This is a genomic window from Roseateles sp. (assembly GCF_039595295.1).
GTDB lineage: Bacteria > Pseudomonadota > Gammaproteobacteria > Burkholderiales > Burkholderiaceae_C > Roseateles.
In genome coordinates, this window is record NZ_JBCNLU010000018.1 from 40631 (window position 1) to 64052 (window position 23422).

General features: G+C 69.6%; 19 protein-coding genes. 11 read left to right on the top strand and 8 right to left on the bottom strand.

Annotation, left to right across the window (positions count from 1 at the left end):
- Positions 1–191: 191 nt before the first annotated feature.
- Entirely contained in the window at positions 192–698 is a 507-nt protein-coding gene (locus ABDW59_RS14575; protein WP_343630557.1) for a DUF1993 domain-containing protein, read from the bottom strand.
- Between the two features lie 205 nt (positions 699–903).
- On the opposite strand from ABDW59_RS14575, the gene ABDW59_RS14580 reads away from it, so the two are divergent.
- The 4 genes from ABDW59_RS14580 (at position 904) to ABDW59_RS14595 (ending at position 4383) form a co-directional block, all read left to right on the top strand.
- Complete coding sequence (locus ABDW59_RS14580) at positions 904–1911, top strand: D-2-hydroxyacid dehydrogenase family protein (protein WP_343630558.1); 1008 nt, start codon at positions 904–906, stop codon at positions 1909–1911.
- The gene (locus ABDW59_RS14585; protein ID WP_343630559.1) at positions 1908–2489 is read left to right on the top strand and encodes a chromate transporter; all 582 of its coding nucleotides are present in this window, start codon (positions 1908–1910) and stop codon (positions 2487–2489) included. The genes ABDW59_RS14580 and ABDW59_RS14585 overlap by 4 nt, the downstream gene beginning before the upstream one ends.
- A complete protein-coding gene (locus ABDW59_RS14590) occupies positions 2486–3046 on the top strand; it encodes a chromate transporter (protein ID WP_343630560.1) in 561 nt (186 codons plus the stop codon). Before ABDW59_RS14585 ends, ABDW59_RS14590 begins: the two co-directional genes overlap by 4 nt.
- A gap of 158 nt (positions 3047–3204) precedes the next feature.
- Positions 3205–4383, top strand: coding sequence for a glycosyltransferase (locus ABDW59_RS14595; protein ID WP_343630561.1), 1179 nt, complete (start codon positions 3205–3207; stop codon positions 4381–4383).
- Between the two features lie 94 nt (positions 4384–4477).
- Here the strand turns inward: ABDW59_RS14595 and upp are convergent, their stop codons facing one another.
- The 3 genes from upp to ABDW59_RS14610 all read right to left on the bottom strand — a co-directional run bounded on the left by upp (position 4478) and on the right by ABDW59_RS14610 (position 6705).
- Positions 4478–5110 (bottom strand): uracil phosphoribosyltransferase, encoded by a 633-nt coding sequence (gene upp, locus ABDW59_RS14600; RefSeq protein WP_343630562.1) that lies wholly within the window; start codon positions 5108–5110, stop codon positions 4478–4480.
- Between the two features lie 83 nt (positions 5111–5193).
- On the bottom strand, positions 5194–5949 hold the full coding sequence (gene rlmB, locus ABDW59_RS14605) for a 23S rRNA (guanosine(2251)-2'-O)-methyltransferase RlmB (protein ID WP_343630563.1): 756 nt from the start codon (positions 5947–5949) through the stop codon (positions 5194–5196).
- Positions 5950–5970: 21 nt separating this feature from the next.
- A complete protein-coding gene (locus ABDW59_RS14610; protein WP_343630564.1) occupies positions 5971–6705 on the bottom strand; it encodes a heparan-alpha-glucosaminide N-acetyltransferase in 735 nt (244 codons plus the stop codon).
- A 297-nt stretch (positions 6706–7002) separates the two neighbouring features.
- On the opposite strand from ABDW59_RS14610, the gene ABDW59_RS14615 reads away from it, so the two are divergent.
- Positions 7003–8742, top strand: coding sequence for a hypothetical protein (locus ABDW59_RS14615; protein ID WP_343630565.1), 1740 nt, complete (start codon positions 7003–7005; stop codon positions 8740–8742).
- 91 nt (positions 8743–8833) lie between these two features.
- Here the strand turns inward: ABDW59_RS14615 and ABDW59_RS14620 are convergent, their stop codons facing one another.
- Genes ABDW59_RS14620 through ABDW59_RS14630 form a run of 3 tightly spaced genes read right to left on the bottom strand, consistent with a single transcriptional unit; the run spans position 8834 to position 14864 of the window.
- The gene (locus tag ABDW59_RS14620; protein WP_343630566.1) at positions 8834–10306 is read right to left on the bottom strand and encodes an efflux transporter outer membrane subunit; all 1473 of its coding nucleotides are present in this window, start codon (positions 10304–10306) and stop codon (positions 8834–8836) included.
- Complete coding sequence (locus ABDW59_RS14625; protein WP_343630567.1) at positions 10303–13527, bottom strand: efflux RND transporter permease subunit; 3225 nt, start codon at positions 13525–13527, stop codon at positions 10303–10305. The genes ABDW59_RS14620 and ABDW59_RS14625 overlap by 4 nt, the downstream gene beginning before the upstream one ends.
- Positions 13527–14864 (bottom strand): efflux RND transporter periplasmic adaptor subunit, encoded by a 1338-nt coding sequence (locus ABDW59_RS14630; RefSeq protein WP_343630568.1) that lies wholly within the window; start codon positions 14862–14864, stop codon positions 13527–13529. The genes ABDW59_RS14625 and ABDW59_RS14630 overlap by 1 nt, the downstream gene beginning before the upstream one ends.
- A gap of 279 nt (positions 14865–15143) precedes the next feature.
- On the opposite strand from ABDW59_RS14630, the gene ABDW59_RS14635 reads away from it, so the two are divergent.
- From ABDW59_RS14635 to ABDW59_RS14660, 6 genes are all read left to right on the top strand, one after another.
- Complete coding sequence (locus tag ABDW59_RS14635) at positions 15144–16664, top strand: ATP-binding protein (RefSeq protein ID WP_343630569.1); 1521 nt, start codon at positions 15144–15146, stop codon at positions 16662–16664.
- A 43-nt stretch (positions 16665–16707) separates the two neighbouring features.
- Entirely contained in the window at positions 16708–17424 is a 717-nt protein-coding gene (locus ABDW59_RS14640; protein WP_343630614.1) for a response regulator, read from the top strand.
- A 30-nt stretch (positions 17425–17454) separates the two neighbouring features.
- Positions 17455–17772, top strand: a complete 318-nt coding sequence (locus ABDW59_RS14645; RefSeq protein ID WP_343630570.1) for a hypothetical protein — start codon at positions 17455–17457, stop codon at positions 17770–17772.
- Between the two features lie 84 nt (positions 17773–17856).
- A complete protein-coding gene (locus ABDW59_RS14650) occupies positions 17857–18942 on the top strand; it encodes an aldo/keto reductase (RefSeq protein WP_343630571.1) in 1086 nt (361 codons plus the stop codon).
- Between the two features lie 146 nt (positions 18943–19088).
- The gene (locus ABDW59_RS14655) at positions 19089–21044 is read left to right on the top strand and encodes a tetratricopeptide repeat protein (RefSeq protein ID WP_343630572.1); all 1956 of its coding nucleotides are present in this window, start codon (positions 19089–19091) and stop codon (positions 21042–21044) included.
- A 162-nt stretch (positions 21045–21206) separates the two neighbouring features.
- Entirely contained in the window at positions 21207–22457 is a 1251-nt protein-coding gene (locus tag ABDW59_RS14660) for an MFS transporter (RefSeq protein ID WP_343630573.1), read from the top strand.
- Here ABDW59_RS14660 and ppk2 read toward each other — a convergent pair.
- Positions 22451–23389, bottom strand: a complete 939-nt coding sequence (ppk2, locus tag ABDW59_RS14665) for a polyphosphate kinase 2 (RefSeq protein ID WP_343630574.1) — start codon at positions 23387–23389, stop codon at positions 22451–22453. The two genes, ABDW59_RS14660 and ppk2, sit on opposite strands and share 7 nt — an antisense overlap.
- Positions 23390–23422 lie beyond the last annotated feature (33 nt).

The window sequence follows — 23422 nt, forward strand, 5'->3', positions numbered from 1 at the left end:
CAGCGACCGTGGTGGTCGCTTGGCAGCGAGCCGCATGCCCCCTCGCCCTCTTGCCCCCTCGCCCGCTTGCGGGAGAGGAAGCGAACGGCGACCGCGGTGGTCGCATGGCAGCGAGCCGCATGCCCCCTCGCCCGCTTGCGGGAGAGGGCTGGGGAGAGGGTATTCGAGGTCTGGCGTACGACCTCGGTCCCTTACTTCGCCTGCCCCAGGAAATCCATCTTCCCGATCGGCACACCCGCGTGGCGCAGCAGCGCATACAGCGTGGTCGCGTGGAAGTAGAAGTTGGGCAGATTGAAGAACCGGACGAAGTCCTGGCCCTCGAACTTGTAGGGCTCCTTGTCGCGGCGCGGAACCGAGATCGCGCGGGTCTCGCTCCCATTGATCTGCTCGGCGCTCACCGACTTCACGAAGTCGCGCGTCTTCTGCATGCGGGCGATCAGGTCGTCCAGCGTGGCCTCGTCGTCGCGCCAGCTCGGCACCTCGATCCCCGCCAGACGGGCGGCGCCGCTCTTGGCCGCGTCGCTGGCGATCTGGATCTGGCGCGGCAGCGGCAGCATGTCCGGCGCCAGGCGCAGCGTCAGATAGACCGACTCGTCGAAGCCCTTGGCCTTGGCGTGATCGCGCGCGATACGGATCCAGTTCTGCATGCTCGCGAGCGTGCGGTCGAACACCGGGACGGTGGCGGCGTACATGTCCATGAGAGATCTCCTTGTCGTGCTCAGCCCATCACGGGTGATTGGCTGGCGAATGCTGGCGAATGAACGAAGGGGACGCGCCCGATGCGGCGCCCCCCGGATGCGAAGCGGGCCGGATGCTAGTGCCTGTTGAGTTCTGTTGCACGGCGCTCGCCCGATGGCCTTGGGCCTGCCCGGCGACACGGTTAGGATCGGAACCCGCACGCCTATGAACATCATCATCCTCGACGATTACCAGGACGCCGTGCGCAAGCTGCCTTGCGCCGCCAAGCTGGACGCGCTGAACGCCAAGGTCTTCACCAACACCGTCAAGGGAATCGGGCAGCTGTCGGTACGGCTGCGTGATGCCGAAGTGTTGGTAACGATCCGCGAACGGACCCATTTCCCTCGGCAACTGCTGGAAAAGCTGCCCAAGCTCAAGCTGATCTCGCAGACCGGCCGGGTCGGCAAGCACATCGATCTGGACGCCTGCACGCGGCTCGGAATCGCGGTGGCGGAAGGCGGCGGCTCACCGATCGCACCGGCCGAGCTGACCTGGGCGCTCATCATGGCCGCGATGCGCCGGCTGCCCCAGTACATCTCCACGCTCAAGCACGGCGTCTGGCAGCAGTCGGGCCTGAAGTCGGGCTCCATGCCGCCCAACTTCGGCCTGGGCATGGTGCTGCGCGGCAAGACGCTGGGCATCTGGGGCTACGGCAAGATCGGCCAGCTGGTGGCCGGGTATGGGAAGGCCTTCGGGATGCAGGTCATCGTCTGGGGCAGCGAGGGCTCGCGGCTGCGCGCCCAGGCCGACGGCCACCAGGCGGCGGACACGCGCGAATCCTTCTTCGAGCAGGCCGACGTGCTCTCTCTGCACCTGCGGCTCTCCGACGAGACCACCGGCATCGTGACGGCCGAGGATCTGGCGCGAATGAAGCCGACCTCGCTCTTCGTCAACACATCGCGGGCGGAACTGGTCGCGGACGGCGCGCTGGTGTCCGGCCTGAACCGTGGCCGTCCCGGCATGGCGGCCATCGACGTCTTCGAGTCCGAGCCCATCCTGCAAGGCCATCCGCTGCTGCGGCTGGAGAACGCCGTGTGCACGCCGCACATCGGCTACGTGGAGTTGGACAGCTACCAGATGTACTTCGACGCGGCCTTCGACAACGTCCTGAACTTCATGGCCGGCAAACCCAGCGGCATCGTCAACCCTGACGCCTTGAAGGTGCTGCGTTGAGCGAAGGGGGCGCCGGGCCGCGCTCCCTCTGCCATTTGTTCTGGGCCTTCAGCCGACTCGCGCTGCAAGGCTTCGGCGGCGTGCTGGCCGTCGCTCAGAGGGAGTTGGTCGAGCGCCTGGGATGGATGACACGCGAGGAGTTCGTCGAGACCCTGGCCGTGGCGCAAGTGCTGCCCGGGCCCAACATCGTGAACATCTCGCTGATGATCGGCGACCGCTTCTTCGGCTTGCGCGGCGCGATGGTGGCGCTGGCCGGGATGATGGTGTTCCCCGCCGTGATCGTGCTGATCCTGGCGGCGCTGTCCACGACCTGGCTGGCCTCCCCGCGCATGACCGGCGCGCTGCGCGGCATGGGCGCGGTCTCGGCCGGCCTGATCCTGGCGACGGGTCTGAAGCTACTGCCCTCGCTCAAGCAGAACCCGGTGGGACTGTGGCCCGGCCTGGCGCTGGCGGCGCTGGTGATCGGCGCGACGGTCTGGCTGAAGCTGCCGCTGTTCTGGATCGTGCTGAGCGTGGGCGGCCTGGGCATGGCGCTGGCGCTGCTGGCGCTCCGGCGCGCACGGGACGTTCAGCCATGAGCGTGCTGATGGGCAGCCTGAGCTGGCCCGAGCTCGGCGCGTTGATGCTGCACTTCCTGGTGCTGTCGCTGCTGTCGATCGGCGGCGCGATCACGACGGCGCCCGACATGCACCGCTTCCTGGTCGACGAGCGCCACTGGCTGACGGATCAGAGCTTCACCAGCTCGATCGCGTTGGCGCAGGCGGCGCCGGGCCCCAACATCCTGTTCGTGGCGGTGCTGGGCTTCAACGTCTCCGGCCTGATCGGCGCGATGGCGGCGATGCTGGGGATCATGCTGCCCTCGACCACGCTGGTGCTGGCGGCGACGCGCTGGGCGCGCCGCAACCGCGACCACATCGGGGTGCGCGCCTTCACCGTCGGCATGGCGCCGCTGACGCTGGGGCTGATGCTCGCCACCGGCTGGCTGCTGGCGGCGCCCTATCTCGTCGACGAACACCACCGCTGGGCGACCCTGGCGCTGATGCTGGCCACGCTGTTCCTCACGATGCGGACCAAGCTGGGCATCGTGTGGATGGTCGTGGGCGGTGGCGTGCTGGGGGCGTTGGGCGTCGTCTAAGACGCTTTGGCCTGCGGCCCTTCTGCCGATTCCTCGCCCGTTTCCCTCGCGTTCCCCCCGCTTCGAGTGTTTACAACTTTGCAACACTTTCCGAAGATTCCGCCCATTCATCGACAAGAACAGCCTTCGCTCGAACGGAGGCCGATCCGGAGGGCGCGTTGAGACGTGTACTTGTGGTCCGCAACGCCTTGCTGCCGTTGTCCGAGACCTTCGTGAAACAGCAGGCCTTGAAGCTGACGAACTGGCAGGCGACGCTGGTGGGCCAGCGCCTGGCACCGAAAGGACTGTCCCTGGACGGGTTGCGGATCCATCTGATCACCCCCGACAACGCGCTCGATCGCTGGCGCTGGCGGTTGTTCCGCCGGCTGGGTTGGCCGATGCCCGCCTCGCTGCGCGCGCTGATGACGCCGGTCGACGGCCCCAGCCCCGAGTTGATCCACGCGCATTTCGGCGTCGACGCCGTCGCCGCCTGGTCCTGGCTCAAGCAGTTGGATCTGCCCGTGGTCGTCACCCTGCACGGCTACGACATCCACACCCATCCCGAGTGGTGGGAGTCCGGCAAGGCCGGCGAGCACCTGCGCGACTATCCCCGCCAGCTGCGCGAGATGGCCGCCGACCCGCGCGTGTCCTTCATCGCCGTTTCCGAGGCGGTGCGCCAGCGCGCGATCATGGGCTACGGCCTGCCCGCCAACAAGATCGAGAAAGTCTTCATCGGTGTGGACGTCACCGCCTTCCACCCCGCGCCGATCCCGCCGAGCTCGCGTCCGCCGCACATCCTTTTCGTCGGACGGCAAGTCGAGAAGAAGGGGCTGGAGGTGCTGATCCGCGCCATGGCCCTGGTGCACCGGCGCTTCCCCGAGGCCCGCGTGAAGGTGGTCGGCGACGGCCCGCTGAAGGAGCGCAACGAGGCGATCGCCCGGGAGCTGCGCGCGCCGGTCGACTTCCTCGGCGCGAAGACCTCGGAGGACGTGCGCCAGCTCCTGGGACACAGCGCGATCTTCTGCCTGCCCAGCGTCGTCAGCGAATCCGGCGATGCCGAGGGGCTGCCGATCTCCATCCTGGAGGCACAGGCGGCCGGCGTGCCGGTCGTGACCTCGTCGGTCGGCGGGCGCGACGAGGGCATCACCCACGGCCGCACCGGCTTCGCCTTCGCCGAGCACGACCACGAGGCGCTCGCCCAGCACCTGTGCGCCCTGCTGGGCGACGGTGAACTGCTCGACACCATGGGGCGCCAGGCCCGCGCGCTGGCGATGGAGCGCTTCGACATCCGCGTCTGCGGACGTCGGCTCGAGGCGCTGTATGCGGATCGGGTGGCGGGCGCGACCGGCTCGGCTTAAGCGGCGAAAGCGGCGAAAGCGGCGAAAGCGGCGAAAGCGGCGAAAGCGGCGAAAGCGGCGAAAGCGGGCTTCAGCGCCTCGGGCGCCGGGCCGCTCACGCGTCCTTGGTCCCGAAGATCTTGTCGCCCGCGTCGCCCAGGCCCGGGATGATGTAGCCGTTCTCGTTGAGGTGGGAGTCGATCGCGGCCGTCCAGCAGCGGACGTCCGGATGGGCCTGGCTCAGCGCCGCCACGCCTTCGGGCGCGGCCACCAGCACCAGCGCGCGAATGTCCTTGCAGCCGCGCTTCTTCAGCAGGTCCACCGTCGCGATCATCGAGCCGGCGGTCGCCAGCATCGGGTCGATGATCAGCGCCGTGCGCTGGTCCAGCTGACCGACGAACTTCTCGAAGTAGTTCACCGGCTGAAGCGTCTCATGGTCACGCGCCAGGCCGACCACGCTGACCTTGGCGTTGGGCATCATGTCCAGCACGCCGTCCAGCATGCCCAGGCCCGCGCGCAGAATGGGCACCACCGTCACCTTGCGGCCGGCGATCTGGTCGACCTCGACCTCGCCGCACCAGCCTTCGATCGTGGTCTTCTCCAACGGGAAGTCCGCCGTCGCCTCGTAGGCCAGCAGACGGGCGACCTCGTTGGTCAGCTCACGGAATTTCTTGGTGGACATGTCGCCCTCCCGCATCAAGCCGATCTTGTGCTTGACGAGGGGGTGCTTGACTTCGATGACGGCCATGGCGGTGTGCGATCCGGTAAAGAGCGGCCCCCACACGGGGCCTTCAGATGTTGGCGCGGCCCCGAAGGGCCGCAGTGAGGCGATTATCGGGCCTTGGCCTGACGCTGCCGCAGCGCCTCGTACAGGCTCACGCCCGCGGCGACCGAGACGTTCAGGCTCTCCACCGCGCCCTGCATGGGGATGCGCACCAGCTCGTCGCAGGTCTTGGCGGTGAGCTGACGCATGCCGTCGCCCTCGGCGCCCAGCACCAGCGCCACCGGACCGGTCAGGTCCAGGTCGTACAGGGTCTTCTCCGCCTGGTCCGAGGTCCCGATCACCCAGATGTCGCGCTCCTTGAGCTCGCCCAGCGTGCGCGCCAGATTCGTGACCATCAGATAGGGGACGGTCTCGGCCGCGCCGCTGGCGACCTTGGCCACCGTCGCGTTCAGGCCCACCGCATGGTCCTTGGGCGCGACCACCGCATGCGCGCCGGCCCCGTCGGCCACGCGCAGGCAGGCGCCGAGGTTGTGCGGATCGGTCACGCCATCCAGCACCAGCACCAGCGGCGGCCCCTCGACGCCGTCCAGCACGTCGTCCAGCGAGTGCGACTGACCCACCGCCTTGACCCGCGCCACCACGCCCTGATGGCGGTGCGAGCCGCCCAGCTTCTGCAGCCGGTCGTCATCGCTCTCGACCAGCTTGGCGCCGGCGGCCTGGGCCTTCTCCAGGAACGCGCGCATGCGCTGGTCCTTGCGGGTGCCGTCGAAATGGATCTCCTGCACCGATTCGGGCGCGGTCTTGAGCCGCACGGTGACGGCATGGAAGCCGAACAGGACTTGGGTCTTGGAGGGAGCGTTCATGGGGCGCGATTGTCGCCGCTCTCAGATCCACCCCATCTGCCGCGCGCCCATCAGCGCGCCGATCAGCACCGGCTGGTGAAGCATGTAGTACGACAGCGACCAGCGACCCAGCCGCGCCAGCGGCCGCGCCACGCTGGTCAGCGGGCGCTGCATCCAGGTCCGCACGGACGCCGCGCGCGCCAGCGCGAAGCCCCACAGCATCGGTCCCAGCCAAGGCAGCAGCGGGACGTAGTCCTCGGTCAGCGGCTTGCGCGTGACCAGACCCAGCCAATTCGTGGTGCGGGTGTCGAAGAAGGGATCCTGGATCAGGAAGGGCAAAGCGATCGCGACCGCGCCCAGCAGCCACAGCGCGATGTTGGGCAGTCGAGCGAAGCCGAAGCGCGTGAGGATGAGCATCAGCGCCATCCCGTGCAGCACGCCGAAGCTGATGAAGGAGCGCGGGAACATCCAGTACGAGCCGATGGACACCAGCAGCGCGCAGCCCATGATCTGGCCCCAGCGCCGCCAGAAGCGGAAGGCGGTCTGGCCCTGCCCGACCGCGACCGCCTGCCCCGCGCCGGCGCACAGCAGGAACAAGCTGACGATGGCGCTGCGCTGCCAGGTCCAGAAAGGATCGCGGTAGAAGTCCTGCGCGATGACCCGGAAGTAGCTCAGGTCGAAGCAGAAGTGGAACGCCGTCATCCACACCATCGCCAGCCCGCGCAGGGCATCCAGGCGATCGAAGCGCGGCGTCGACTCGGCAGCGGGTTCCCCCACCAGGGGGCCAGGACTTGCGGAAGAGAGGCGGGCCGAGGAAGTCATCAGGACGAAGTCTACAAAAGCCGAACGGCCCGGGCGTGATGCGTGTGTCCGATGGGCAAACCGCGTGCGGGCCGGCGCCCGGGTTGGAAGTCAGCGATACGCAGACATGGGTCGGTGGTGCGCCGGCCTCTGCCCGATCGCCGCCATTGGACGAATGAACGGCCGCTTCGAGCATCGACGCTTTCGTCAACGTCAAGCTTCATGCCCATGCACCATTCCTCATCCTCCCGCCGGCTCGCGTCCTCCGACCCGGTGACCGCCCCGACCCCGCGCTGCGACGCCCAAGCCTCGTCGCCTCGCCCGCCCCAGCGCCGTCGCGCGGGTTGGGCGCTCGCCCTCCTGCTCCCCGCGATCGCACTGACGGCCTGTTCCGGCGGCGGCGATGGCGAGGGCGGCAAATCCGTCAAGCCCGCCGAGATCGTCCCGCCGTCCGTGAGCGGTTGCCGGGCGCTGCACGTCACGCCCTCCAATGGGGTCGACCGCGCCTTCGTCGATCCGCTGATCACGCTGACCTACACCGCGCCGACGGCGGGCGCCTGCAATGACTTCACGCTCATTGGCAAGTCGCTGAGCCCGGTGCCGATGCGGACGGTGTCGTCCAGCGAGCGGGCGCTGCCTCAGGGCGGCGTCGCCGGTCACATCACCTTGATGCCGCAAGAGGCGCTGACGACCGATGAAACCTACGAACTCCGGGCGGGCGGAAAACGCATCGCGTGGTTCGGGGTGGGCACCCTGCGTCGCGGCAGTCTCGTCGACGCGACCGACCTGCCGCTCAAGCTGGACCGGGATCATCCGCAGTCGACGCTGTCACACGCTCAGATCAACGACCTCATCGACGTGCTGGCGCGCCGCGAGACGAGAAATGCGTTCGAACGCGAGGCCCTCAAGGTGCTGGCGCGCCTGGAATTGCCGCATCTGGTCAGCCCCGGCGCTCGCTACGGGGCGAAGGCGCTCAAGCTGACCTACCGCAGCGCCGATGCCAAGGGCAATCCGGTGACGCTGAGCGGCATGCTGCTGATGCCGACGCAAGACGCCGACGGATCGCGACCGAACTACAACGGCATGCCGATGGTGATCGGACATCGCGGCGCCGCGGACAACGATGCGACCGATGCGCCCTCGGCGGGCAACAACGTGCTCACGATTCCTGGTCTGATGGCAGCGGGCCGCGGCCACGTCTTCTTCGTGCCGGATCTGATCGGCCTGGGCGACTCGGCCAAGCTGCCGCAGTCCTATCTGGTCGCGACTGACACGGCGGCGCAGACCCAGGACATGCTGATCGCGGTGCGCGAATACTTCCGCCAGCACGAGCGGGCGGAACTCGGTCGCGAGCTGCGCGTCACCGGCGGCTCGCTGGGCGGCTTCGGCGCGATGGCGTCGCTGCCCAATCTGGCGGCCGAGGATGTCACGATCAAGCAGGTCTCCGTCGGCGGTGGGCCGTTCGATTCGTATCGCACCGCGGACTCGGCGCTGCGCGCGCTGGCGGGCTTGCCGCGGGACGATTACTCGCGGTATGGGAATCTGGATCTGATCCCGCAGCATCTGCGACGCGTGATGGACGCGTATCAGGCTTATCAGGGCTATTCGTACAAGCCCGAAGAGGTCTTCAGCGCCGATGGGAAGCAGGTGCTGCCGGCGTTCTGGAAGTCCTATCTGGAGGGGAAGCAGAACGCGCTGGTGGCGCAGCTGAACGTGAACAGCCTGCCGGGATCGAGCCAGCGCTATGACCTGCCCGAGGCGCGGGTCCAGGTTTATCACTTCGTGAGCGATGCGCTGATTCCGTCGCAGAACAGCGTGGATCTGGTGACGTCGCTGCGGCAGGCGCCGAATCGCTTCGCCAGCGTGGAGCGCGAGCGCTGCCATGAGAACTCGGAGCTGGTGAAGCTGATCCTCAGGATCAACAAGAGCCCGATCCGGACGCACGTGGTGTGCTTCCCGTATCAGATGGACGACTTCGTTCGGGATCTGCCGGTCATCGGGACGGCGGACTAAGGCAGAGCAAGGGCAACGAAGCCCCTCTCCCATGAAGTGGGAGAGGGGTTGGGATGAGGGCCGGTGCACACAGCGAGCCCCACCCTCCTCCTCAAGCCCCCCAGCGCCCCCCCAGCACGCGCATCAGCTCCACGCGATTCGCCTGCTCCGTCTGCCGCAGCGTCACCAGCTGCTGCCGCGCAGTCGCCAACTGCCGCTGCGCATCCAGCAGCTCCAGTTGGCTGATGCTCCCCAGCCGATAGCTCTGCTCCGCCAGCCGCAGCGTCTGCTCAGCCGCCGCGACCTGCGCCTGCTGCGCATCCAGCCGCTCGGCAAGTCGATCCCGCACCGCCAGCGCATCCGCCGTCTCGCGGAACGCCGACTGCAACGCCAGTTCGTAATTCGCCAGGGCCTCCTTGCGCGTCGCCTCGCTGACCTCGACCCTCGCCCGGCGCGCGCCGCCGTCGAAGATCGGCAAGTCGATGGATGGCATCAAGCTCCACACGCCGCTGCCCGACTTGAACAATCCCTCCAGGTCCCCGCTCCGCGTTCCGGCGCTCGCGGTCAGCGTCAATCGCGGGAAGCGCGCCACACGTGCCGCGCCGACATCGAAAGCCGCCGCCCGCAGACGCTGCTCGGCCGCGCGCAGATCGGGCCGCTGCAGCAGCACATCCGCGGGCAGTCCGCCTGGAATCTCCGGCAACGCCGTCGCGACCCGCGTGTCCTGCCCCAAAGGCAATAGCTCATCCGCCAGCGGCTGTCCCGCCAGCAGCTCCAGGCGCAAGCGCGCCTGCTCCACCGCGCCCGCGCTGCGCGCCGCGTCACCGCGCGCCGACTCGAAGGCCGCCCGCGCCCGCGCTCGCTCCAGCCCGGAACTCGCGCCCAGCTGGTACTGCCGCTCGGTCAGATCCAGCGTGCGGCGCTGGCTGTCTCGCAGTTGCTCGGCCAGCATCAGACGTTGCCGTTCCGCCGCCAGCGTCAGCCAGGCATTGGTGACCTCGGCCACCAGGCTCAGCCGCGCGCTGCGCTGGTTCTCCTCTTCCGCCAGGAAGCGCGACAAGGCCGCGCCCTCCAGACTGCCGAGGCGATTGAACAGATCGATCTCGTAGGCCGCCAGGCCGAGGTTCACCGCATAGGTCGTGGCGGGATCGCTGGTCGCCATGCGCTGCCGCGTCGCCGACGCGCCGGCCGACAGCTGCGGCAGCCGATCCGACTCCGCGATCCGGTACTGCGCCCGCACGCGCTCCACCGTCGCGGCGCTCGCCCGCAGACTGCGGCTCTGCCCCAGCGCGATGGCGACGACGTGATCGATGCGCTCATCGGCGAAGAAACCGCGCCACTCGTTGGCGACGACCGCATCGGATGCGGATGCGGGCACGGATGCGCTCGGCCCCGAGGCCGCGGCCGACACCGCCGGCGTCTGCACGCGGAAGTCCTCCCGCACCGGCGGCCGGATGGGGTCCGTCGCGGGCACCAGACTGCCGCAAGCGCTCAGCGCGAGCAGGCCGCACAGCGCCATCACGGCACGTGTCATCGGGGCCGCCGCCGACGTCGTCAACGGCTTCATTCGGAGCTTGCGCTTCATGCCTTCACCTCCGCGTTGCCCAGACCCCGATCGCCGTGGTCCTGGTCGTGGCCCTTGCCCTCGGCATCAGAGCCGGACGATGGCGCGCCGACGTCCGGCGCGACCCTGCCCGCCCGGCTGAAGCGCTGCTTCACCCACAGATAGAACAGCGGTACGAAGAAGATGCCCAGCAGCGTCGCCGAGCCCATGCCGCCCAGCACGCCGACCCCGATCGCGCGCTGGGAGCCCGAGCCCGCGCCGCTCGCGAAGGCCAGCGGCAGCACGCCCATCATGAAGGCCAGCGAGGTCATCAGGATCGGCCGCAATCGCTGCTTGCAGGCCTTGAGCGTCGCTTCCAGCAAGCCCATGCCCTGCCCCAGCAGGGTCTCGGCGAACTCCACGATCAGGATCGCGTTCTTCGCCGACAAGCCCACCGTCGTCAAGAGACCGACCTGGAAGAACACGTCGTTCTGCTGCCCGCCCAGATGGCTGGCCGCGAGCGCGCCGATGATGCCCAGCGGCACCACCAGCATCACGCTGAAGGGCACCGACCAGCTCTCGTACAGCGCCGCCAGGCACAGGAAGATGAACAGCACCGACACTGCGTAGAGCATCGGCGCCTGGTCGCCCGAGAGCCGCTCCTGATAGCTGCGGCCCGACCACTCGAAGCCGATGCCGGGCGGCATCTCGCGCATGATGGATTCCATCGCCTTCATCGCCGCGCCCGAGCTCACGCCCGGCGGCACGTCGGCCTGGATCTCATACGCGGCGCTGCCGTTGTAGCGGACCAGCTGACGCGGACCGTTCTGCCAGGTCGCCGTCGCGAAGGCGTTGAAGGACACCATCGTGCCGCTGGCGTTGCGCACGTACCAGTGACGCAGCGCCTCGGGATCGGCGCGGTAGGCGCCCTCGCCCTGCACCAGCACGCGCTTGACGCGGCCACGGTCGATGAAGTCGTTGACATAGCTGCTGCCCAGCGCGATCGACAGCGTGTCGTTGATCGTCGTGGTCGCCACGCCCAGCGTGCCGGCCTTCTGATCGTCGATGTTGATCTGCAGCTGCGGCGTCTCGGTCAGGCTGTTGATGCGCGCGCGGGCCAGCTCGGGATGCCTGTTAGCCTCGTCGATCAGGCGATCGCGCGCCTCGGCCAGCGCCTCGTTGCCGACACCTCCCAGATCCTGCAGGAAGAGCTGGATGCCGGCGCTGCCGCCCAGGCCGCGCACCGTCGGCGGCTGCACGATGAAGATGTTGGCGTCGCGGATCTTCTTGCCCAGCTCGCGGCTGAAGCGCTCGGCCAACGCGGCGGCGCTCTGCCGGCGATCGGGGCGCTCCTTCCAGTCGGTCAGCCGGATGAAGCCCTGACCCGAGCCCTGGTCGCCGCTGGCGCCGCGGACCAGGTTGTAGAACTGGACTTCCTTCTGCTCGCCCAGATAGGCCTCCATCGCCTGCGCGACGGCCTCCATGCGCTCGGCCGTGGCGCCCGGTGCCATGCGGACCTGCATCTGCAGGCTGCCCTGGTCCTCGTCGGGCAGGAAGGAGGTCGGCAGCGACTTGTAGAGCAGCGCCATGCCGCCGATCAGCAGCAGATAGACCAGGAAGCTGCGCACGCCGCGCGCCGTCAGCCAGCGCACCCGCGTCACGTAGCGCTCGGTGAACTTGTCGAACTGGCGGTTGAAGCCGCCGAAGAACCCGTCCAGCTGCTTGCCGAAGGGGCCGCCGTGGGCGGCGTGCTCGCCCTTGTGCACCGGCTTGAGCAGCGTCGCGCACAGCGCCGGCGACAGGCTCATCGCCACCAGCACGGACAGGATCATCGCGCTCACCACGGTGATCGAGAACTGGCGGTAGATGATGCCGGTCGAGCCGCCGAAGAAGGCCATCGGAATGAACACCGCCGACAGCACGACCGCGATGCCCACCAGGGCGCCGCTGATCTCCTTCATGCTGGCGCGGGTCGCGTCGCGGGGACTCAGGCCCTCCTCGCGCATCAGGCGCTCGACGTTCTCGACCACGACGATCGCGTCGTCCACCAGCAGGCCGATGGCCAGCACCAGACCGAACATGGTCAGCGAGTTGATCGAGTACCCCGCCAGCGCCAGCACCCCGAAGGTGCCGAGCAGCACCACCGGCACCGCGATCGCGGGCACCAGCGTCGCCCGCAGGTTCTGCATGAACAGATACATGATCGCCACCACCAGCACCATCGCCTCGATCAGCGTGTGGACCACGCCCTCGATGGAGACGCTGATGAAGGGCGTCGTGTCATAGGTGATGGTCGACTTCATCCCGTGGGGGAAGAAGGGTTCGAGCTCGGCCAGCTTGGCCTTGACCAGCTCGGCGGTCTTGAGCGCATTGGCGCCGCTGGCCGGCAGGATGGCCATGCCGGCGGCCGTCTGGCCGGTGCTCTTGACGTTGGTCGTGTAGCTGTCGCGGCCCAGCTCGACCCGGGCGACGTCGCCCAGCTTCAGCGCGGAGCCGTCAGGCTGCACGCGCAGCACGATGTTGCGGAACTGCTCGGCCGTCGTGAGCTTGGCGCGCGCGGTGATGATGGCCGTCAGGCGCTGGCCTTCGGGCGCGGGCTGCGCGCCGAGCTGACCGGCGGAGACCTCGGTGTTCTGCGCCAGCAGCGCGCTGCGGATGTCCCCGGGGACCAGCGCATAGCGCTGCAGCTGCGTCGGGTCCAGCCAGATGCGCATCGCGTAGCCGGAGCCGAAGACGTTGACGTCGCCCACGCCCTCGATGCGGCTGATGATGTCCACCAGCGTGCTGGACAGGTAGTCGCCCAGGTCGGCCGAACTCATGTTCGGGTCGTCGCTGGTGAGCATGATCACCATCAGGTTCTCGGTGCCCGCCTTGGTCACGCGCACGCCCTGCGCCTGCACCGCCTGCGGCAGCCGCGACAGCGACTGCGAGACCTTGTTCTGGACCTGCATCTGCGCCAGGTCGGGATCGGTGCCGGCGACGAAGCTCAGCACCGTGCTGGCGCCGCCCGAGGCGTTGCTCGAGGACTCCATCGAGAACAGGCCGTCGATGCCCTTGAGGTTCTGCTCGATCACCTGCGTGACCGAGTCCTCGATGGCCTTGGCGGCCGCGCCCGGATAGCTGGTGTTGATCGAGATGCGGGTGGGGGCGATGTCGGGATAGCGCTCCAGCGGCAGCATCCTCACCGCGGCGCCGCCCGCCAGCATGATCACGATGGCGATGACCCACGCGAAGATGGGCCGGTCGATGAAGAACGAGGCCATCAGACGCTCCCGCGCGTCGTCGACATCGTCATGGCAGCCGCAGCGGCAGCCGTGATCGCCGCCGCCGTGGCGGGCGTCGCCGCCGCGGCCACCGACGCGGCCGAGGCCGGCGCCGACGCGGGCTTGGCCGCGCCCTCGGCGCCGCCCTTCTTCTTGCCGTTCTTGGTCGAGCCCGCCGGCACCGGCGTGACGACCTGGTTGGCGCGCACGCGCTGCAGGCCCTCGACGACCAGCTTGTCGCCGACCTTGAGCCCGGACCCGATCACCCACTGGTTGCCGAGCGCGCGCTTGATCTTGAGGCGGCGCAGCTCGAGCTTGTTGCCCTCGCCGACCACCAGCGCGGACGCGTCGCCGGTGGGCGTGCGGGTCACGCCTTGCTGCGGCACGACGATGGCGTCGCCGTCCACGCCGGCGACCAGCTTGGCGCGCACGACCATGCCGGGCATCAGCGTACCCTTGGGATTGGGCACGGTGGCGCGCAGCGTGACGGCGCCGGTGCCGCGGTCCACGGTCACGCCGCTGACCTGCAGCGTGCCGGCCTGCGGATGCTCGCTGCCATCCTCCAGCAGCAGCCGGATCTGGCGGCTCGCGCCCTGATCGCCCTTGCCTTCGCTATCGAGCTGACGGCGCAGCAGCAGGATCTCGGCGCTGCTCTGCACGATGTCCAGCTGCATCGGGTCCAGCTGCTGCACGGTGGTCAGCGCCTGCGTCTGATTGGCGGTGACCAGCGCCCCGGCGGTGACCGACGAGACTTCGGTGCGGCCGGCGATCGGCGCGCTGATGCGGGTGCGCTCCAGCTGCACGCGCGCAGCGTCCAGCGCGGCGCGGGCCACGGCCACTTCGGCCTGCATCTGACGCGCGGTGCTGGCGCTGTCGTCGGCAGCCTGGCGGCTCAGCGCATCGGCCTTGAGCAGCTCGGCGTCGCGCTCGGCGCGGGTGCGGGCGACGCCGGCTTGGGCCTCGGCCTTCTGCAGCGCCGCCGCGGCGCGGGCGAGCTCGGCTTCATAGGTCGCGGCGTCCAGCTGATACAGCGGCTGACCGGCGCGCACCGTCGAGCCTTCGACGAAGAGGCGCTTGAGCACGATGCCGCTGACCTGCGGACGGATCTCGGCGACCTGGCTGGCGGACAGCCGGCCGGGCAGCTCCAGCGTCAGCGGCGCGTCCTGCGTGCCGACGATGACCACGCCGACCTCGGGCGGCGTCTGCGGGCCCTTGCCCTTGCCGTCGCTGTCGCTCTTGCAGGCGCTCAGCCCGAGCGCGAGCACCACCGGCAGCAGCGCGGGCAGCACCCTCAGCGCGGGTAGCGCGATGCGGCCATCGGGGGTGAAGGAAGTCATCGTCGCGGATGTGGCGTTGGCGAGGCGGGCGGCCGCGCGCGCGCGGAATGTGAGAATCCTGGGCATGGCGGCGCATGCTGCGCGTGGAATGTGGAGAGACCTTGAAGGTCCGCCCTCGCTCGCGGAGATGCTTGCCGCCCGGTCCGCGACGCGGCCATCATGCGCCCTTCGCGCGCGACGGCCGCCCCAGAAGGGCCGTCGCTCCATGACTTTCGTTTCCGCGCGCGGCGCCGCGTCCGCCGAGAGCCATGGATCCGACGATCCGTTCCCCGTCATCGCATGTCCTCAACGCCCTCTTCTTCCGCAACGGCCGCGCCGTCGTCGACCACCGCCAGCTCGTCGGGCGTGCCGGCCGCGCCGGCCGAGCGCGCGCGCTCGGGGTGGCCGCGCCTGCCCTTGCCGCGGCTGAACCTGACCGCGCGGCTCTTCGCCGCGGTGTTCTCGACGGCGATGGCGGTGGCGCTGGCGATGGGCGTGTTCTCGCACGTCAACCTGAACCGGGACTTCATCGGCTATCTGAACGAGCAGGCCATCAGCCGGCTGGAGCTGGCGCGCACCAGCGTGACGGCGGGCTACCGGGACAACGGCAACAGCTGGGACTTCCTGCGCGAGAAGCCCGAGCTGTGGGGCCGGCTGCTGCGGCCCCTGGTGCCGGAGGCCGAGATGCTGGCGATCAAGGCCAAGCACGGGCCGGCGGAGCTCACCGGCGCGACGCGGCGCTTCACGCTTTTCGACTCGAATCGCGAGCGCATTGCCGGCTATCCGGCGACGGCGGAGCAGGCGCAGCGCGCGATCGAGCGGGCCATCATCGTCGACGGCCTGACGGTGGGCTGGCTGGCGCTGACCCCGATCGAATCGGTGAGTCCGGGCGCGGAGAAGCATTTCTACGACGCGCAGATGCGCTCGGTCTGGATCGTGGGCGCGGCGGCGGTGCTGCTCGCGGGCGGCGTGGCGGCGTGGGTCACGCGTCGGCTGCTGCGGCCGGTACGGCATGTTGCCGCGGCGACGCATCAGCTCGCGGCCGGCGACTTCGCGGTGCGGGTGGCCGAGGGCCGCGGCGACGACGATCTGGCGCGATTGGGGCGCGACTTCAATCAGCTGGCGCTGACCCTGCAGCGCAACGAGGCGATGCGGCGCGAGTTCATGGCCGACATCTCGCATGAGCTGCGCACGCCGCTGGGCGTGCTGCATGGCGAGCTGGAAGCCATCGAGGACGGCGTGCGCCAGCCCGACGCGCAGGCGCTGCGCTCGCTGCAAGGCGAGGTGGCGGTGCTGCACAAGCTGGTCGAGGACTTGCACGAGCTGTCGCTGGCGGACGTCGGCGGGCTGGCCTATCGCAAGGACGTGGTGGACCTGGGCGCGCTGATCGGCGTGACGGCCGGCGCCTTTGGCGAGCGGCTGCACGGCAGCGGTCTGGCGCTGCGGCTGGACCTGCCGGAGGAGCCGCTGCCCGTGTTCGGCGATGAGCGCCGCTTGCGCCAGCTGCTGGGCAATCTGCTGGAGAACAGCTGCCGCTACACCGATGCGGGCGGCGCGCTGAGCATCAGCGCGCGCGTGAGCGGGCGGCAGGTCGTGGTCGATCTGCAGGACACCGCGCCGGGCGTCGGTCCCGAGCACCTGCCCCGCCTCTTCGAGCGCTTCTACCGCGTCGACGGCTCACGCAGTCGACAGGGTGGCGGTTCGGGGCTGGGCCTGTCGATCTGCCAGCGCATCGTCGAGGCGCACGAGGGCCGCATCACGGCGACCCCGTCGCCGCTGGGCGGGCTGTGGATCCGCGTGGAGCTGCCGGTCCATGACTGATCCCCGGCCACCGATCGTGGTGACGGCGGCAGCGCCGTCGCCCATGCCCAAGGACGTCGCGCCGGCGCGCGTGCTGGTGGTGGAGGACGAGCCCAAGCTGTCGGCGCTGCTGGCCGACTACCTGCGCGCGGCGGGTCACGAGCCCGAGTGCGTTGCCGACGGCCGCGAGGTGATCGCGGCCTGGACCGCGCGGCGGCACGACCTGGTGCTGCTGGACCTGATGCTGCCGGGCGTCGACGGCTTCACCCTGTGCCGCGAGCTGCGCGCCATCACCAGCGTGCCCATCCTGATGCTGACGGCGCGGGCCGAGGAATCGGACCGCCTGACGGGCTTGGAGCTCGGTGCCGACGACTACATCGCGAAGAACCCCTTCAGTCCGCGCGAGGTGATGGCGCGGGTGAAGGCCGCGCTGCGCCGCGGCCAGGCGCACGAAGCGGCGACCGCCGCCGCGGTGGCGGCCGCGTCGACCGACGCGCCAGCCCTGTCCATCGATGAAGCCGGCTGGCGCGCCAGCTGGCGTGGCCAGCCGCTGGACCTGACGCCGATCGAGTTCCGGCTGCTGCACATCCTGGCCGCGCAGCCGGGCCGCGTGTACGCGCGAGCGCAGCTGCTGGACCTGCTGCACGTCGACGGCCGCGAGGTCACCGACCGCGCGGTGGACAGCCACATCAAGAACCTGCGCCGCAAGCTGGAACGCGCCGGCGCGGGGAGCGAGCGGATCCGGTCGATCTATGGGGTGGGGTATCGGTTTGAGGGATGATGCGCCGTCTCCCCACGTGGCCTGGGCCTCATGACCGCCTTCATCGACAGAACCCTCACCGCCATCGACCCCGACGGCTCGCGCTTCGAGCTGACGCTGCGCATCGACGCGCCGCGCGCAGTCGACGTCGACTGGGCCTGCCCCGTCAGCCTCACCCCGCTGTTCCCCAAGCTGGGCGACATCCAGGGCGTCGACTCCTGGCAGGCGCTTCAGCTGGCGCAACGGCTGCTCTTCACGCTGCTGGAGGGCTTCATCGAACGCGGCGGCCGGCTGCTTCATCTCGATGTGCCGATCACGCCGACGGAGCTCTTCGTCACGGCCGCGCCCCGGCCCCATACCAAGGTCTGATCGACGGCGCATCGCGGGCCTGATGTGATCGGCTCCGGCGCGGCACTCCGCCGCGCGCGGATCCCATCGCAGCAAAGGCCGATCATGTCGCTCTCCTCCTACGTCTCCCTGGGCCGATCCGGCCTGCGCGTCAGCCCCTTCGCGCTCGGCACGATGACCTTCGGCCAGGAATGGGGATGGGGCGCCGACGAGACCACCTCGTCCGCAGTGCTGACGCGCTACCTCGATCTGGGCGGGAACTTCATCGACACGGCCAACGGCTACACCTTCGGCCATGCCGAGCAGATCATCGGCCAGCACGTCGGCCGGGACCGCGCGCTGCGGGATCGCCTGGTGATCGCGACCAAGTTCGGAATGAATCTCTACCCGGGCGACCCCAACGGCGGCGGCGCCGGCGCCAAGTCCATCGTCCGCGCCTGCGAGCAGTCGCTGCGCCGGTTGCAGACGGACTACATCGACCTCTACTGGATGCACGTGCCCGACCCCGCCACGCCGGTGGAGGAGACGCTGCGCGCGCTGGAGCACTTGGTCGCCGCGGGCAAGGTGCGCTATATCGGTTTCTCCGACACGCCGGCCTGGAAGATCGCCCAGGCACAGACCCTGGCCACCTTGCGCGGCTGGGCGCCTCTGATCGGCGTGCAGCTGGAGTACTCCTTGCTGGAGCGCAGCGTGGAAACCGAGCTCACGCCGATGGCGCAGGAGCTGGGGCTGGGCGTCGTCGCCTGGTCGCCGCTGGCCAACGGCATGCTCTCCGGCAAATACACCCGGGCCAACCGGGGCCAGGTCGACGGCGCTCGCGCCACGCAGTTCGGCATCCCCTTCGGCGAGCGCGAGTTCACCCTGATCGACGCCCTGGGCGAGATCGCCAAACGCCACGAGACCGGCGTCGCGGCGGTCGCCCTCGCCTGGGTCCGCTCGCGGGCGGGCGTGAGCGCCACCCTGCTCGGCGCGCGGACCGTGGCGCACCTGGACGCCAACGTTCGGGCGCTCGAGCTGTCGCTGTCGGCCGAGGAAATCGCCCGGCTGGACGGCCTCTCCGCCCCACCGCCCAACTTCATCAGCAAGCTCGAGACCTACTCGGACCTGTTGATCCATCACGCGACCACCGTCAATGGCAAGGCCCGACCCTCCTGGTGGGGCGCTCCGGACAGCGACGCCGCGCGGTACTGATCGCTCAACCATCCGTGCCTGTTGGCCCCGGCCCCGGCCCCGGCCCCGGCTCGGGCTCGGGCTCGGGCTCGGGCTCGGGCTCGGGCTCGGAAGCCTGTGGGGATCTCGGCGATGATCCGCCATCGCTGCCCTCCCGGACGGTCCGAATGAATGAGTCCCCTCGCGAGCTCGCTGCCCGCGCCGGCCGACTGGCACAGGCGGGCCTCTGGCCGGACGCCGAATCCTGCTATCGCCGCCTCGCCCAGCTGCTCCCGGACAGCCCCTCCGCCCGCTACAACTGGGGCGTATCGCTGCAGGAGCTCACGCGGCATGACGAGGCCGTCGCCCAGTTCGAGCAGGCCATCGCGCTCAATCCGCAGTACGCGCTGGCCTTCCACGGCCTGAGCGTCTCCTACGAGCGGATGGGCGCGATCGACGCGGCACTCGTCGGCATCGAATGCGCGCTCTGCAATGCGCCGGGCGATGCGGCGCATCAGCTCCAGTACGCGCGCCTGCTGCGTCTGGCGGGCCGTGTGGTCGAGTCGCTCGACGTCATCGCGGAGATCCCGCCCAGCTCGTCCATCTACGCCGAATCACGCAGCCTTCAGGGCCTGATCTACAAGAGCGCCGGCCATGCCGACGTCGCGCTCCAATCCTTCGACGACGCGATCGCGGCCAACCCCAGCTTCGTCGGCGCGCTGCACAACCGCGCCAACCTGCACATGGCGCAGCACCGCTACGCGCTCGCCGTCGCGGACCTGGACGCGGTGCTCGCGCGCGAGCCCGACATGCCGTGGGAAGCCGGACTTCGCTTGTACGCGGCCCTGCACATCTACGACTGGCGCGACTTCGACGCGCAACGCGCGCGCATCCTCGAAGGCATCGCACAAGGCAGGCCCAGCGCCCATCCGCTCATCGTGGAAGGACTCGTCGACGATCCGGCGATCCAGCAGGCCGCCGCACGGCTGTGGGCGCGAACCACGCTGCCGCCGCCCGCGCCGCCGCTGCCTTGCGCCGGCATTCCGACCGACCGCAAGATCCGCGTCGCCTACGTCTCCCGCGACTTCCGCCCCCACGCCGTCTCCTTCCTGATGGCCGGCGTCTTTGGCGCCCACGACCGGGAGCGCTTCGACATCGTCGCGCTCAACATCGGCGCGGTGAAGGAAGACCCGATGCAGCAGCGGATCCGCGCCTCGGTCGACACCTTCCTCGATGTGGGCCATCTCTCCGACGACGCGATCCGCAACGCCTGCCGCGAGCTGTCCATCGACATCGCGGTCGATCTGGGCGGCTACACCGACGAGGCCCGCAGCGCGCTCTTCGCCAAACGGATCGCACCGGTGCAGATGCTGTTCCTCGGCTATCTGGGGACCTCGGGCGCGACGCATCACGACTACCTGCTCGCCGACCCGGTGCTGATCCCCGAGGCCTCCCGCGCCTTCTACGACGAGCGCCTCCTATCCTTGCCCTGGTACCAGCCCAACGACACCGAGCGCCCGCATCCCGCGCCGCTGAGCCGCGAGGCTGCGGGCCTGCCAGCGGACGCCTTCGTCTTCTGCTGCTTCAACAACCCGGCCAAGCTCACCCCGCCGATGTTCCGGATCTGGGCTCGCATCCTGCGCGAGTGCCCGCACGCCGTACTGTGGCTGCTGGGCGAAGGCGAGGAGGCCGCGCTCAACTTGCGTGCCCATGCGAGCGCGCTCGGCATCGCGCCAGAGCGATTGATCTTCGCGGCGCGCTGCGATCGCGAGACCTATCTCGCGCGCTTGGGCGCGGCCGATCTCTTCCTCGACACCCTGCCCTACAACGCGGGCACGACCGCGAGCGACGCGCTGTGGATGGGGCTGCCGGTGCTCACCACGTCGGGCCGGTCCTTCTCGGGCCGCATCGGCGCGAGCGTCGTGAGCGCCGCGCAGATGCCCGAGTTCATCGCGGACAGCGAGGATCGCTACGTCGAGCTGGCCATCGACTTCGCGCGTGATCCGGGCTCGCTTCGCGCACATCGGGATCAGCTGATCCGCCGACGTGAGACGCTGCCGCTTTTCGATCCGGCGAAGTTCACGCCGAATCTGGAACGGGCGTTCACGAGAGCCTTGACCGTCGCGGCGACTCGGGCGCCCTGAGCGCGCCCCGCTCTTCACGCCATCTCGACGTGCCATGCGCCGTACGTGCGCGCAGCGTCGCCCGAGCGGAGCGATGCGCTTTGCGCAATGCCCATCGGGCCCCGCGACGGCCACAATTCCGGACTCCCCCCGAGACCCGCCGCAGCCCGGCGACGCCCGCCCATGTCGTCCCAGCCCTCCCCGGCCGATGCCGCGTCAGCGACCGCCACCGCCACCGCGGCGGACACCGCGTCCACGCCGGCGTTCTCCTTCCGCAAGATCGCCGTCGCCGCCTTCGGGCCGTCGCTGCTCTTCGGCTTCGGCGAGGGCGCCATCCTGCCCATCGTCCCGCTGATGGCGCGCGACCTCGGCGCCTCGGTCTCGATGGCCGCCTTCGTCGTGACGCTGATCGGCCTGGGCTCGCTGCTCAACAACATCCCCGCCTCCATCATCACCATGCGCTGGGGCGAGCGCTGGGCCATCGTCGCCGCCGGCATCTGGAGCGCGCTGGGCATGGCGCTCAGCGTCCTGAGCCACGGCCTCGTGCCCTTCGCCGCCGGGTGCTTCATGGTGGGCATGTCCCAGGCCGTCTACAACCTCGCCCGCCAGAGCTACCTCACCGAGGCCGTGCCCGTCATCTATCGCGCCCGCGCGCTGTCCACGCTGGGTGGCGTGATGCGCATCGGCATGTTCATCGGCCCCTTCTTCTCCGCCGCCGCGGTGCACGCCTTCGGCCTGCCGGCCGCCTTCGTCGTGGGGATCGCAGGCGTACTCGCCGCCGCGGCCATCGGCGCGCGCCTGCCGGACCTGGTCCACCCCGCGCATCCCGCCGGCCAAGCCGCGCCCGCGCCGGTCTCGTTCAAGTCCATCCTCGCCAACCATCGCCGCGTCTTCCTCACGCTGGGACTGGGCGTCGTGCTGGTCAGCGCAGTGCGCGCGTCGCGTCAGGCGGTGATCCCGCTGTGGTCGGATCACCTGATGCTCGCGCCCGCCGTGGCCTCGCTGATCTACGGGATCTCCGGCGGCGTCGAGATGCTGTTCTTCTATCCCGCCGGCCGGGTCATGGACGTCAAGGGCCGGCGCTGGGTCGCCGTGCCGTCCATGCTCATCATCGGCATCGCGATGCTGCTGATGCCCTTCAGCATCGGCTTCATCACACTGCTGGTGGCCGCGACCGCCGTGGGCATCGGCAACGGCATCGGCTCCGGGCTGATCATGACGCTGGGCGCCGACCACGCGCCACGCCACGGCCGCGCCTACTTCCTGGGCGTCTGGCGCTTCCTGTCCGATGTCGGCGGCTCCTGCGGGCCGGCGCTGCTGTCGGTGCTGATCGCCGGCGCGTCGCTGGCCGGCGGCATCGCCGCGACCGGGCTCATGGCGCTGGCCGCCGCGGCCATGCTCGCTCGATGGATTCCGCCCAAGCGGACTCAGTAGCGCTCGGGGACGAACATCTCCGGCGGCACCGGATGGCGCATGTAGTCCTCATGCCGCTCGCGGGCGGGCAGCAGGACCTCGGCGCGCTGCACCTCGTGATAGGGGAACTGGTCCAGCAGATGCTGGATGCAGTTCAGCCGCGCGCGCTTCTTGTCGTCGGCGGCCACCACCCACCAGGGCGCCTCGGGGATATGGGTGCGCTCCAGCATCACTTCCTTGGCCCGGGTGTAGCCCTCCCAGCGCCGGCGTGACTCCAGGTCCATCGGCGACAGCTTCCACTGCTTGAGCGGATCGTGGATGCGGCCCAGAAAGCGCAGGTGCTGCTCCTCGTCGCTGATGGAGAACCAGTACTTGATCAGCGTGATGCCCGAGCGCACCAGCATGCGCTCGAACTCCGGCACGGAGCGGAAGAACTCCTCGACGTCGTCCTCGCCGCAGAAGCCCATGACCCGCTCGACGCCGGCGCGGTTGTACCAGCTGCGGTCGAAGAGCACGATCTCGCCGGCCGCCGGCAGATGCGGCACGTAGCGCTGGAAGTACCACTGGGTGCGCTCGCGGTCGTTGGGCGCGGGTAGCGCGACGACGCGGCAGACGCGTGGGTTCAGTCGCTGGGTGATGCGCTTGATGGCGCCGCCCTTGCCGGCCGCATCGCGACCCTCGAAGAGGATCACCACCTTCTGCCGCGTGTGCTGCACCCAGTCCTGCAGCTTGACCAGCTCGCGCTGCAAGCGGAAAAGGTGCTTGAAGTAGGCCAGGCGCTCGGCATGAGCACCGGAGCCGTCGCTCGACCCGTCGCCATCGGGCTGATCGATGCCCAGCAGCGCGGCATCGACCGAGCGGTCCTCGATCTCGAGCTCCAGTTCCTCGTCATAGCCGTCGAGCAGCTCGCGGCGGATGCGCTCCACCAAGTCGTCTTGATCGTCAGGGGTCATGTCTTGCCGGCGGAGTCCGTGGTCGGAGGAAGC